This is a genomic window from Bartonella sp. AP19HLJMH (genome assembly GCF_042196245.1).
Taxonomy (GTDB): domain Bacteria; phylum Pseudomonadota; class Alphaproteobacteria; order Rhizobiales; family Rhizobiaceae; genus Bartonella.
Map to the genome: position 1 here is coordinate 57,815 of NZ_JBHIPX010000004.1, position 13,391 is coordinate 71,205.

Genomic DNA, 13,391 nt, shown 5'->3' on the forward strand with positions numbered 1-13,391 from the left:
GTAAAAATAAGTAGATAGCCTCTTTAATAGATAATTTGCTAGGTTAGTTTTGTTCAAAAAGCCTAGCAGTTTTCTATGAGAGGTTATTGATCTGCAATCATTTCATTTTTTTATAGAAAGCATATTGTGGTTTTGAAAATCTCTCCTTTGTCGCCTCAAAAGATCCAAGAGCTTTCTCCATTATCTGGTGTACGGATAGCAACAGCTGAAGCTGGGATTAAATATAAAGATCGTACAGATCTTCTTTTCATCATATTCGATAAGCCAGTGAGTGTGGCCGGTGTTTTTACTCGTTCAAAATGCCCATCTGCTCCTGTAGAGCATTGTCGTGCATCGCTTCCTCATGGGGTTGCGAGGGGTGTTGTTGTGAATTCTGGAAATGCAAATGCTTTTACAGGAAGCAAAGGAAAGCACACTACCGATGCAATTATTTGTGCAGCAGCGAACGCTTTAAAGGTTAGAGAAGATGAAATTTTTATAGCTTCTACGGGTGTTATTGGTGAGCCAATGGATGCATCGGGTATTGTCAATCTTTTACCAAGTATGACAGAGACAGCAGAAGAGGGAAATTGGTTGGAAGCTGCAAAAGCCATAATGACAACGGACACATTTCCAAAACTTGCGACGCGCACTTTTGACTGTGGGGGAGAGCGTGTTACCATTAATGGAATTGCAAAAGGTGCTGGTATGATTGCACCCGATATGGCGACAATGCTGTCATTTGTGGTTAGTGATGCTACCATTTCTTCGGATGCACTCCAATCCATGTTATCAGAGGCAGTTGAGGGTTCTTTCAATTCAATTACTGTTGATAGCGATACCTCAACTTCAGATACGCTTATGTTGTTTGCGACAGGAAAAGAACATTTTCCATGTCTTACAAGTAAATCTGATCCGCGTTATGGGGTTTTTGTGAAACAATTGAGTGCACTTCTGCATGAACTTGCACTACAAGTTGTTTGTGATGGTGAAGGTGCTCGTCATTTAATTGAGGTTAATGTGGTAGGTGCTACAACAAATAATGCAGCTAAAACTATTGCTTTATCAATTGCAAATTCACCGCTCGTAAAAACGGCTATTGCCGGTGAAGATGCGAATTGGGGGCGGGTCGTTATGGCAGTTGGGAAGGCCGGTGTTGAAGTCGATCGTGATCTATTGACGATTTGGTTTGGTGAGCATCGTGTGGCCGTGAATGGCGTACGAGATCCTGAGTATTGTGAAGAGACAATAGGTACTTATATGCAAGGTAAGCACATCACGATTCGTGTTGATATCGGTTTGGGTAAGAGTACGGCGACGGTTTGGTCTTGCGATTTAACAAAAGAGTACGTTATGATCAATAGCGATTACAGAAGTTAATGGATGCACTTTATATTTAACAGTTTATTATTTTTCAGAGCAAATGGGGTATGTGAGCTCTTTTAGGAGCAGAGGGGATATGATAGAAAAGTCAGTTATCTTTATGTTCCCTATTGGGGAGTGATATGTGTATGAAAAGTTCCATTCTTCTTGTTGTTGCATGTGCACTGTTAGATCAGAATAATCGTGTTTTGCTTACACAGCGTCCTGAAGGAAAATCACTGGCTGGTTTATGGGAGTTCCCTGGTGGCAAGGTTGAGCAAGGTGAAACTCCGGAAGCATCATTGATTCGTGAATTAGAGGAAGAGCTTGGTATTTATGTTCAACCAAATAATTTACACCCTTTAACATTTGCAAGTCATAGCTATAAAACATTTCATCTCTTAATGCCATTGTATCTTTGTGACCATTATGAGGGCGTTGCGCAAGGACGAGAGGGGCAAAATTTAGAATGGGTTTTTATTAATGATCTTGATAAATACCCTATGCCTGATGCTGATAAACCATTGGTTCAGGTATTGAAAAATCATCTTCTTTAATGTGTTATAAGAAGAAAATATAATTCAATATATTGATTTAAAATAATAATTTATATTTTTTATGTTGAATAGGGAAGTCCAGAGTCGTAAAAAAATTTCTCATATTTCAAATCTGTTTTATGTTAAATTAATCAAAACCATTCTTTTGCACGTTCCAAGCGGGGAGGGTTATGTGGATAAAATTATTTAAGAAAGAAATAAAATACGTGCTGAAAGAACACTCTCCAATAGCCAAGGGTTATCGCAACATTGAGAATTGGCAAAGTGTATAATGATGTCTTTACACGATTCATAAGTATAAAGATAGTGGTAGACAATGTATGTTATACTTTTCACGTGTATCATTGTGAGATGGGTTTGGGTGAACTGAGAGGTATAAGGAGTATTTATTTCATAAGATATCGATAATAGGAAAAATTTCAAAAAATGTTGCTTTTGATTAAGAGGGGTACGTTCTTTACGTAATGTAGAACGGCATTGTGTTGCATATTCACGAGCTTTTTAAAAGAGGCACCTCGCAATGCTCCAAAGCCCATTTCGCGACGGTGCCCGGAATGATATAACGTTAAAGCCCTTATGGAAATAATGTAAAATCTATTGAGCGCCACTATCTTTACGCTTATGAAGGAGTAAGCTGGTTCCAATGTTAGTTACGATAGCTCTTGGCATTTGAGGGCATTCAGAAGGGATATTTTTCTTTTCGTAATCATTTTTACTTATACATCAATTCCGCTTGTGATGAACAGACAAGCGGCTTTGATTGATCCAACATAAAAACAGATTTGAAATAAGAGAATTTTACGATATTTAGAATGCTTGACGCAGAGTGAATGATGGATAATTATCCTTATAAATCAATATATTGTAATAATAAAACATTCAATTAATTTTTTATAGGAGGCATGTATTAAGTTTCTTGAATTGGACGGCGTTTTGCGATAGGATATTGATTTTTTTTAGCGATACGCGTAATTGCTTTTTCCAAGGGCTCAATCATAACGTCCATAGAAAAACCATTTGCGTGAATAATATTTGCGTGACCAACCATAATAGCAACATGATCTTTCCAAAAAATTAAATCGCCTCGTTGAAGTTTATCAGTATCTGTAAGAGGACTGCCTATAGTTTCTTGCTGCATATCGGTGTCACGTAAAACTATTTGATCGGTCATCATCATAGAGAGCTGAATGAGTCCCGAACAATCAATTCCAAAACCGCTGACACCACCCCAAAGATAAGGTGTACGGATAAAGGTTTCTGCAACTGTGACATAATCTTCATATACGCGTCCAATGGGGCTGAGATGACTCGTAATGATTGCTGTTCCATTTTCAAGAATAGAATACATTGTGTCACGGACTTCAATTTCATCAACAACACTAACTTTGCTTCCCATAGATAAAGGGGATACTATTGGTCCACGTAAGTCAGCGTGTAAATATTTAAATGTACGTGGTACTGAAACCACATGCGTTTGTTTTATGGTTGATGTACAAAGAACTTTTGTATCAATATAACCAACATAACCATCTTTGAGTGATTGTCCCCACGACATTGTTTCCCCTTGTTCAAAAATGAGAAGTTCTTCTCCGAATAAGCATTCTGTTTGTCTTTCACTTTTTTTACTATTTTCTTTAAAAAGTCCAGCGACCGCTGTATTAACACGTCTTTTTTCACCTTGAACAAAGCGCTGAGCTGTAATTTCTGTTTCAAGACGTTGATCTGCTAGATCATCTCTGAATGCATGAAGTCTTGGGTCTTTAGAGATCATCTTTTTGCTTTCCATTTTGTTATTTCTTACCTTTAAACAAACTCATGAAAACTGTATTGGTAAGGTTTTTATCCTCAAACAAAACTAAGAACACAGTGTAAGACCAATTATTCTTTAAGCTGCAAAATTGTCCATTTTTGTGGATATTTGTGTCAAAATTCATTTTTAAAAATATTATAAAGGGCACGAATAGTTTGTGCTGATCCACCAATAGGATATCCTGGTTTTTCTTTTGGAACCCATCCATAAAGGTCAAAATGCGCAAAATGTTCAGCTTTTTCAACAAAAGAATTAAGAAATAAAGCAGCCGTTATAGAACCAGCAAAGCTATTTCCAGTTACATTGTTAAGATCGGCAATTGGTGATGATAACATCTCTTGGTAAGGTTTCCAAAGGGGCATTTGCCAAAGAGGATCAAAGACAGCGTGAGCAGATTCAGAAATTTGTTGTGCCCATATTGAATCATTACAATAAAATGCGGGAAGATCTGGTCCTAATGCTATACGCGCTGCCCCTGTTAAAGTAGCCATACAAAGCATGAATTGTGGACTTTCTTCATCACCATAGGCGAGTGCATCGGCAAGGACAAGTCGCCCTTCAGCATCTGTATTACCTACTTCAACACTTAAACCTTTACGACTTTTGAGAATATCACCTGGTCGGTAAGCATTCGCAGAAATTGCATTTTCTACAGCTGGAATCAAAACGCGTAAACGGAAAGGCAATTTTGCATCCATGATAAGTTTAGCCAATCCCAAAACGTTTGCTCCACCCCCCATGTCTTTTTTCATAAGCAACATGTTATTGGCTGATTTAATATCGAGACCTCCAGTATCAAAAGTTACGCCTTTGCCCACCAACGTTATTTTAGGACGATGTTCTTGCCCCCAGAGTAACTCAATCAGTCGTGGTGCAGTGCTGCCTGCTCGTCCTACAGCATGAATCATCGGAAAGTTATGGGTTAAGAGATCGTCTCCACAAATACTTTTGATATGAGCACCATAGGTTTTTCCTAGTTTTCGAGCTTCTTTTTCGAGAGTATCAGGGTTCATATCATTGGCTGGAATATTAATGAGATCACGGACGAAAAAGACAGCTTCATAAATTCGTTGGAGTTCATTAAGATCAATAGCCTCATTGACATGGATAGATAATGATTTGAAAGAAGAATTTTGACGATAGCGATTAAATTGATAGCTACCAAATGCCAATCCAAGATAGGTATTTATTTCATCAGAGGTTGTACCTTCTAAATGCCATTGACCAGCAGGAAGCTTTTGAGCAAGCAGTCCTGTGATAAAAGGATCGTTCCCATTGCCAATTCCAAATAAAACTTTTTTTAAATGCCCCGTTTCGTGAGGAATAAAGAGTATTTGTCCTGCTTTACCAGTAAAGTCATTAACTTTTATCCATGCTGTTGTTGACGCATCAAGTGATAAGTTGGCAAGAGTTCTTTGGTTTACCAAGATGATAGGGCAACTGTTATCGATACGTGTTGAGGTAAAATAAATGTGGTGGTGCTGCATAGTTATGAGATCCTTATAGTCGTCTAAGTGCGACATATTCGACCAAATGATTTTTTCCCTTTCGTAGAATGAGATTGGACCGTGGTCGTGTTGGCAATATATTTTCCTGTAAATTTTTTAAATTAATCGTTTGCCAAAGATCCTCAGCGATTTTTGAAGCTTCTTTTTCATTGAGGTGGGCATAACGATGAAAATAGGATTCAGGATTTTGAAAAGCTGTTTTACGCAAACGTTTAAAGCGCTCCAAATACCAGTGACGAATGACTTCTGTTTCAGCATCGACATAGATTGAAAAATCAAAAAAATCTGATACGAAAGGAATAGCTTTTCCATCTTTAGGAAGATCACTGACCTGTAATACATTAATACCTTCAACAATTAAAATATCAGGACGATCAATGGTAATAGTCTGATTTTCTAGAACATCATAGATCATATGTGAGTAAAGCGGGGCACGTACATTTCCGATACCTGCTTTTATAGCCGAAAGAAAACACAGCAACTTTTTAATGTCATAGGAATCAGGAAATCCTTTGCGATTCATTCGATTTTTTTGCTGTAAGATTGCGTTAGGATAGAGAAAACCATCCGTTGTGATTAGATCAACTTTAAGGCTAGATGTCCATCTTTTCAACAGTTCTTGAAGAATGCGAGCCGTGGTTGATTTTCCTACAGCTACAGAACCAGCAATTCCAATAATAAAGGGCGTTTTTCTACTCTCTTCTTGATGGAGAAACTGCTGACGTTTGTGAAAAAGTTCCTGTACTGCTTCAACATGGCATGATAATAGACGCGATAAAGAAAGATAAATGCGTTGGACTTCTTTAAGATCAATAGGATCATCAATAGAGCGTAAACGCTTAATTTCATCAAAAGTCAAAGTAAGAGGTGTGTCTGCACGAAACTCTGACCATTCTTGTGCAGTAAAAACGCGATAGGGTGAATATCGGTCAGAAACGGATTTGACCAGATTATCTTTCTGATTAATTTTTTGTATAGTCGTATCAATCATTTGTATTAGTCGAGAATTTTTTGCAGCAGCAATTGATTAAGAGCAGACAGATGAGCGGCTTTATTTTCAAGTGAATTTTGTTTTGCATGCTCTCTTCTTTTAAGATAATAGATCATTTTTCATTAACTTATAGTCCAGTCATTCCAGTTTGCACGGATTTGTGCTAATGAGTACCCCTGCGCCCAAAAAGCCCATAAAAGTAGGCGCGCTTTTACGGCTGATAAATAACCAGACATAAGAGCACCAGAAGCAATCATATCGATTTCGGAGCCTTTATAGCCATAAGTTATACGAGTTGTTGAGCCATTACAACAACGACTAGCAATAATGATTGGTATTTTTTGTGCATATTGTTGTACAAGGTCTGCTTCTTGAAAACTACAGTGTCCTGCACCAAAACCAGCAATAACAACTCCAGCATAATACCCACTTTCAAGGCATAGTTTCATTAATTTTGCATCAGATGATAAAGAGGAATAGAGGAGTGCAATTTGATGATCATGGTTTTGGGGAAGATCAAACGTTTTTGGGAAAAATTTTCGATCATTGAAATAAATAAGTTTTCCCTCTAAAATAGTTCCTAAAACACCTGCAAGACCTGATTGAAATGTTTCGACTTTGACGGTATGGCTTTTATAGAGCCAATAAGGTGAATGAATTGCATCATTTATGACAACGAGAACGCCCCTGTTACGACTTTGTGTGGCTGCTGCGACACGAGTGGCTGCTAAAATGTTGGCGGGGCCATCGGCGCCTGCTTCATGAGGCATGCGCATAGCGCCGGTTATGATGAGTGGTTCGGCTTCTTTCCAATAAAGAGAAAGAAAAAAAGCTGTTTCTTCCAGAGTATCAGTCCCTTGTGTTAAAACAATACCTTCTGCACCAGCGTTTATTTGTTGTTTTGCCCACTTAATTATTTCAAAAAGCATTTGAAACGATAAAGATCCACTTGGTATTTGCATTAATGTTTGTGCATTAATATCAGCAACGTTATTTAAATCAGGAACACTTTTTATGAGGTTATCTGAAGTTAAAGTCGGTTGCATGTGACCAAAACTATCAGCAGTCATTGCAATTGTTCCACCTAAGGTCCCTATGGCTATTTTTTTCATAATTTTCCTCTAAAAAGCACAAACTGTTTATATAAAGCTATTTAGCAGTAATTTACATTGACAACAATGATATCATTTTTCCATTTTCAACAAATTGAGTTATGCTGAATCATTGTGTTTTGCTGTATATGTTCTTAAATAGGACAATAGGAATTGAGTTTTACATTGTATGAAAAGAAATCAATATTAAAAAGTAAAGTTAATATTAAGGAGTTTCCTTATGACAGAACATAAGCCAGACATAATGTATGGTACAACAATTATTACGGTACGAAAAGGTGGAAAAGTCGTGATGGCCGGGGATGGTCAGGTCTCTCTTGGACAGACAATTATGAAAGGCAATGCACGTAAAGTGCGTCGTCTTGGAAAGAACGGAGTGGTTATTGCTGGTTTTGCTGGTGCTACGGCAGATGCTTTTACATTACTGGAGAGATTGGAAACAAAGCTTGAACAATATCCTGATCAGCTTATGCGTGCTTGTGTGGAACTTGCAAAAGATTGGAGAACAGATCGCTATTTGCGTCGTCTCGAAGCAATGATGCTCGTGGCTGATAAGAAAGTAACTTTGGCTCTAACAGGGCTTGGTGATGTCTTAGAGCCAGAAGATGGGGTTATGGCAATTGGCTCTGGAGGAAATTTTGCTCTTTCAGCAGCGCGTGCACTCATGGATTTGGATTTGGATGCAGAAACTATTGCTCGTAAAGCTATGGCTATTGCCGCTAAAATTTGTGTTTACACCAATGATCATTTTACGATTGAAACATTGGATGCAGAATTATCTTCTTTAGAGAAAGCTATTTAAATGTGTGTTGTATTTTCCCCTCGTGAAACTGTTTCTGAACTTGATCGTTTTATTATTGGCCAAAATGATGCCAAACGCTCTGTAGCTATTGCACTGCGCAATCGGTGGCGTAGGCAACAGCTTGATGAGCCGATGCGTGAAGAAGTTATGCCAAAAAATATTTTAATGATAGGGCCAACAGGAGTTGGTAAAACTGGTATTGCACGTCGATTAGCAAAACTTTCTGGAGCACCCTTCGTTAAAGTAGAAGCGACTAAATTTACTGAAGTTGGTTATGTGGGACGTGATGTTGAGCAAATTATTCGAGATCTTGTTGAAATTGCCATTTCTCTTGTGCGTGAAAAGAAACGGGATGAAATAAAAGAAAAGGCTCACGTGAATGCTGAAGAGCGCGTTTTAGACGCCCTTGTTGGTAAAACAGCAAGTCCTGCTACCCGTGATAGTTTTCGTAAAAAATTGCGTGAAGGTGAATTGGATGAGAAAGAGATTGAAATTGAAGTCGCCGATAATAATAGCAATAGTGCTTCAACCTTTGATATTCCTGGTATGCCTGGGGCACAAATGGGTATTATGAATTTATCAGATATTTTGGGTAAAATGGGCAGTCGTACAAAAGTCCGTAAGACGACAGTAAAGGATTCTTTTAAACCGCTCATTGATGATGAATCTGAAAAACTCCTTGATCAGGAGCAAATTATTCAAGAGGCGCTTCGTGTTGCTGAAAATGACGGTATTGTTTTTATCGACGAAATTGATAAAATTGCAACCAGGGATGGTGGAGCAAGTGTTGCGGTTTCGCGTGAGGGCGTTCAACGGGATCTTTTGCCTTTGGTTGAAGGAACAACAATTGCTACAAAATATGGGCAAATCAAAACAGATCATATTCTTTTTATTGCCTCAGGTGCATTTCATGTTTCCAAGCCATCTGATTTATTACCGGAACTTCAAGGACGTTTGCCCATCCGTGTGGAGCTGAACCCTTTAACAAGGGAAGATTTACGGCGCATTCTAACGGAACCAGAAGCTAGTTTGATTAAACAATATATCGCTCTTATGGCAACGGAAGAGGTTCATTTGGAAATTACCGATGATGCAATTGATGCTTTAGCAGATATTGCTGTAGATTTAAATGCAAGGATTGAAAATATAGGGGCACGTCGTTTGCAAACAGTGATGGAGCGCGTTTTGGATGAGATTTCTTTCACTGCACCTGATAAAGCTGGAACATCGTTTAAAATTGATGCTGCTTACGTGAGAAAATCTATTGGCGAGCTTGCTGCTGATATCGATCTTTCACGTTTTATTCTTTGAAAGTTATTGCTTGTTCTGTTTATCTGCGTGCTTCGATAATTTTGAAACCATGGGCTTGTTCATGTATCAACACTGTGCGGAAAATATTTTTTAATAATGTTTCATAAGGCAGGTGGCGGTTTGCAACAAAAAGCAGACTGCCGCTTGGCTCTAAGCACTTTGCAGCATTTATAATAAAATTTTTTCCTAATGCAACATCTGTTGTTTGTTGTGTGTGAAACGGTGGATTTGAAATGATTGTGTCATATAGATTTGTGATAGGTTCATGTACAAGGTCATGCCAATAAAAATGAATTGGAAAAGGAGCTGTTATGGATTTAAGGTGCTGTTTTGCTGCTCTCAAAGCATTGTAGTCTGCTTCATAAAGGTCTAGAGCGGTGAGTTTTTCACTTCTTTCAAGCGCAATGTGAGAAAGATAACCCCATCCAGCACCAAAATCAGCCGTTTTTCCAGAAATAACTTTGAGCATATAAGAAGCAAGGGCAGCAGATCCTGGATCAATACGTCCGTGTGAGAACATACCAGAAGTGGTTTGAAATTTACCAAAAGTGAGCGGTGGTGAGCGCAATTGCGCAATGTTATGTCTCTCAATTTGTTGAGGAACTTGCAACCAAAATACAAGACCATGATTTTTAGACAATTTATTGGTGATGGGAACAATTGTTTTGACCCATTTCATCATTGAAGCAGCACCAGCAGTTTTATTCCCACTGATTACAATCCATCCATTGGGTTTAACGCATTCTAATAAATCAAGAAAACAATTTTGGTTCAAACCACGATATTTGCTCAAATGTAAAAATGCACCATCATAGCTGAAAGTTTTATCTATTTGAGGAGAGCAGTGAAATTGAGTATCGACAAATTTTAAAAAATCTGGTCGCCAAGGCGTAATAACTTTTAAATTTTGTGCCCATTCTGGAGCTGGGATTTGTGTTAAACCAAAACTTAGCCAACACTGGTTTGGATCAGGATACGGGAGTTCATGATTTTCAAAAGGCAAAAATAATAACACATATGACTCTTTCAAAGAAAAATGCCACTCCAATATTGGGATGGCATTTCATGATACGATAAGAGGAAAAACTTACTCTTCTTTCTTACGGCGGCGCTTATTTTCAGGTTGTTTTTTTTCATCCACGCACTTTTCTTCATTCATCGCTTTATCACCGGTGATTTCCTTTCCGGTTGTTTGATCAACGACCTTCATTGATAACCGAACTTTTCCACGCTCATCAAAGCCCATTAATTTAACCCAAACTTTGTCACCTTCTTTTACAATATCTGTTGTTTTGGTGACGCGTTCTGATGCAAGCTGAGAGATATGAACGAGTCCATCACGAGAACCAAAGAAGTTTATAAATGCACCAAATTCTGCAGTTTTTACAACTGTTCCTTGGTAGATAGCACCAACTTCAGGCTCATCGACAATAGAATGGATCCAACGTTTTGCTGCTTCAATGGTTTTAGCATCAGCAGAAGCAATTTTAATGGTACCATCATCTTCAATATTAATTTTTGCTCCAGTTTGTTCCACGATTTCCCGAATAACTTTACCACCAGAGCCGATAACATCACGGATTTTATCGACAGAAATATTCATAACTTCGATTCGTGGAGAAAATTCACTCAGCTCAGCACGTGCACTGGTTAAAGCTTTCCCCATCTCATTAAGGATATGGATTCGTCCACCTTTGGCTTGTTCAAGCGCGATTTTCATAATCTCTTCGGTAATACCATCAATTTTGATATCCATTTGCAAGGCAGTAATACCATTTTCTGTTCCTGCGACTTTAAAATCCATATCTCCAAGATGATCTTCATCCCCTAAAATATCAGAAAGAACAGCAAAGCGTTCTCCTTCTTTAATCAAGCCCATAGCAATACCAGCAACAGGGCGTGCTAGAGGAACACCAGCATCCATAAGAGCAAGTGAGGTTCCACAAACCGTTGCCATAGAAGAAGAGCCATTGGATTCAGTGATTTCTGAGACAGCACGAATGGTATAAGGAAAAGATTCTTTCGTTGGTAACATGGGGTGAATTGCCCGCCATGCCAATTTGCCATGTCCAATTTCACGACGACCTGGAGAACCAAGGCGTCCCGTTTCACCCACTGAAAATGGTGGAAAATTGTAATGGAGAAGGAATGTTTCCTTATACATTCCTGTCAAAGAATCAACATATTGTTCATCTTCACCAGTTCCCAATGTTGCAACGACAATCGCTTGTGTTTCTCCGCGGGTAAAGAGTGCTGATCCATGTGTGCGGGGTAAAATACTTACTTCTGATTGGATAGGGCGTACGGTAGAAAGATTGCGTCCATCAATCCGCTTTTGGGTATCAAGAATGTTTCCGCGAACAATTTTTGCTTGCAACTGTTTAAATACGGTTGCAATTTGATCTGCACTAAATTGACAGTCTTTTTCTGGTTCTGGCATAAATTTATTGAGGATTTCTGTCTTTAGTGCATCAATTGCAGCATAACGTTCTTGCTTATCAGTAATTGTGTAAGCCTTTCGTATATCCTGTTCTGCCATTTTCTGCATCGCTTTTTCAAGCTCAGAAAGATCTTCAGGAACAAAATCACGAGGATCTTTTGCAGCAACTTCAGCAAGCTTTATAATGGCATCAAGGACAGGTTGAAGGCCTTTGTGACCAAACATTACGGCCCCCAACATGATATCTTCCGGTAATTCTTGTGCTTCTGATTCAACCATCAAAACAGCACTTTCTGTTCCAGCAACAACAAGATCAAGTTTTGATTCAGGCATTTCATCGATATGAGGATTAAGAATATATTGTCCATTACAATAGCCAACGCGGGCACCGGCTATAGGCCCCATGAAAGGAACACCTGACAGGGTCAATGCCGCAGAAGATGCAATCATCGCAAGGATATCGGGATTGTTTTCGAGATCATGCTGTATAACGGAAACAATAACTTGTGTATCATTTTTATATCCCTCAACGAAAAGGGGACGAATTGGGCGATCAATCAAACGTGAAACCAAAGTTTCATTTTCACTTGGTCGACTTTCACGTTTTAAATAGCCCCCAGGTATTCGACCAACAGCATAGGATTTTTCTTGATAATTAACGGTGAGTGGAAAAAAGTCCTGGTCTGGTTTTGGGATTTTGGCCGATACAACGGTTGCTAAGACAATAGTTTCTCCATAGGTAGCAATCACTGCACCATCAGCTTGACGCGCTATTTTCCCTGTCTCAAGGGTGAGAGGACGCCCAGCCCATTCAATTTCTATCTTGTGCGTTTTGAACATTTTTTATCCTTAATGACCAGTGTTTAAATCTTTGATTGCTTACATTCTGGTTGTGCATAGCATATTTGCAAATTCTGGGGTGAACAACAAATTACTTCCTTTGTTACGACGAAGAGAGAAGTAAATCGTATTAAATGCGAAACGATGAGCAGTTCTATCCCATAATAACTTATCAGTTTTTAAAATTTTTAATTAAAAGCAACACGTTGAAAAAATGGGTGTTTTTTTAATACCACTTCCATTTTTCTTTTAGCGACGCAAACCTAACTTCTTTATAAGTGTCTGATAACGATTTTGGTCAACTCCTTTAAGATAATCAAGAAGACGCCGACGTTGAGATACCATCTTCAAAAGACCACGACGAGAATGATTATCTTTTTTGTGAGATTTAAAGTGGTTTGTTAAATTAGAAATACGTTCAGAAAGTACAGCAATTTGCACTTCTGGTGATCCTGTATCACCAACTTTGTTTGCGTATTCTGCGACAAGAGCTTTTTTACGTTCAGCTGTAATCGACATCGTATTATCCTTTCCAAAAACGAAGAAACATAAAGCCACCCATAGCCGAGATGTCGTTCAGCAAGGGTCTGTGAGAAAACAGGAAAAGTCGAAGACTCTTACCTATTTTCGTTCTTATATAGGAAAGAAGGTTAAAATACTAGTCCTTGACAGCATTTTG

Annotated in this window: 11 protein-coding genes; 4 read left to right on the plus strand and 7 right to left on the minus strand. The window is 38.5% G+C overall.

Annotated elements, in window-relative coordinates; translation table 11 throughout:
* The first annotated feature begins 126 nt into the window (after nt 1-126).
* Complete coding sequence (argJ, locus tag ACFINR_RS03395) at nt 127-1,359, plus strand: bifunctional glutamate N-acetyltransferase/amino-acid acetyltransferase ArgJ (protein WP_375627653.1); 1,233 nt, start codon at nt 127-129, stop codon at nt 1,357-1,359.
* 125 nt (nt 1,360-1,484) lie between these two features.
* A complete protein-coding gene (gene mutT / locus ACFINR_RS03400; RefSeq protein ID WP_375627652.1) occupies nt 1,485-1,898 on the plus strand; it encodes an 8-oxo-dGTP diphosphatase MutT in 414 nt (137 codons plus the stop codon).
* 907 nt (nt 1,899-2,805) lie between these two features.
* On the opposite strand, the gene ACFINR_RS03405 is transcribed toward mutT, so the two are convergent.
* The 4 genes from ACFINR_RS03405 to ACFINR_RS03420 all read right to left on the minus strand — a co-directional run bounded on the left by ACFINR_RS03405 (nt 2,806) and on the right by ACFINR_RS03420 (nt 7,319).
* Nucleotides 2,806-3,669 carry an NlpC/P60 family protein gene (locus ACFINR_RS03405; protein ID WP_375613299.1) on the minus strand — a complete coding sequence of 288 codons (864 nt, stop codon included), beginning with the start codon at nt 3,667-3,669 and terminating at the stop codon, nt 2,806-2,808.
* Nucleotides 3,670-3,821: 152 nt separating this feature from the next.
* Entirely contained in the window at nt 3,822-5,195 is a 1,374-nt protein-coding gene (locus ACFINR_RS03410) for a M17 family metallopeptidase (protein ID WP_375613300.1), read from the minus strand.
* A gap of 13 nt (nt 5,196-5,208) precedes the next feature.
* The gene (coaA, locus tag ACFINR_RS03415) at nt 5,209-6,207 is read right to left on the minus strand and encodes a type I pantothenate kinase (protein ID WP_375613301.1); all 999 of its coding nucleotides are present in this window, start codon (nt 6,205-6,207) and stop codon (nt 5,209-5,211) included.
* A 122-nt stretch (nt 6,208-6,329) separates the two neighbouring features.
* Nucleotides 6,330-7,319, minus strand: a complete 990-nt coding sequence (locus ACFINR_RS03420) for an asparaginase (RefSeq protein WP_375652499.1) — start codon at nt 7,317-7,319, stop codon at nt 6,330-6,332.
* A 220-nt stretch (nt 7,320-7,539) separates the two neighbouring features.
* Here ACFINR_RS03420 and hslV point away from each other — a divergent pair, with 220 nt between their 5' ends.
* Nucleotides 7,540-8,121 (plus strand): ATP-dependent protease subunit HslV, encoded by a 582-nt coding sequence (gene hslV / locus ACFINR_RS03425; protein WP_012754621.1) that lies wholly within the window; start codon nt 7,540-7,542, stop codon nt 8,119-8,121.
* Entirely contained in the window at nt 8,122-9,432 is a 1,311-nt protein-coding gene (gene hslU / locus ACFINR_RS03430) for an ATP-dependent protease ATPase subunit HslU (protein WP_375611822.1), read from the plus strand.
* Nucleotides 9,433-9,451: 19 nt separating this feature from the next.
* Here the strand turns inward: hslU and ACFINR_RS03435 are convergent, their stop codons facing one another.
* From ACFINR_RS03435 to rpsO, 3 genes are all read right to left on the minus strand, one after another.
* Entirely contained in the window at nt 9,452-10,447 is a 996-nt protein-coding gene (locus ACFINR_RS03435; RefSeq protein WP_375652500.1) for a class I SAM-dependent methyltransferase, read from the minus strand.
* Between the two features lie 72 nt (nt 10,448-10,519).
* Nucleotides 10,520-12,712, minus strand: coding sequence for a polyribonucleotide nucleotidyltransferase (gene pnp, locus ACFINR_RS03440; protein WP_375611820.1), 2,193 nt, complete (start codon nt 12,710-12,712; stop codon nt 10,520-10,522).
* Between the two features lie 249 nt (nt 12,713-12,961).
* A complete protein-coding gene (gene rpsO / locus ACFINR_RS03445; protein WP_375611819.1) occupies nt 12,962-13,231 on the minus strand; it encodes a 30S ribosomal protein S15 in 270 nt (89 codons plus the stop codon).
* Nucleotides 13,232-13,391 lie beyond the last annotated feature (160 nt).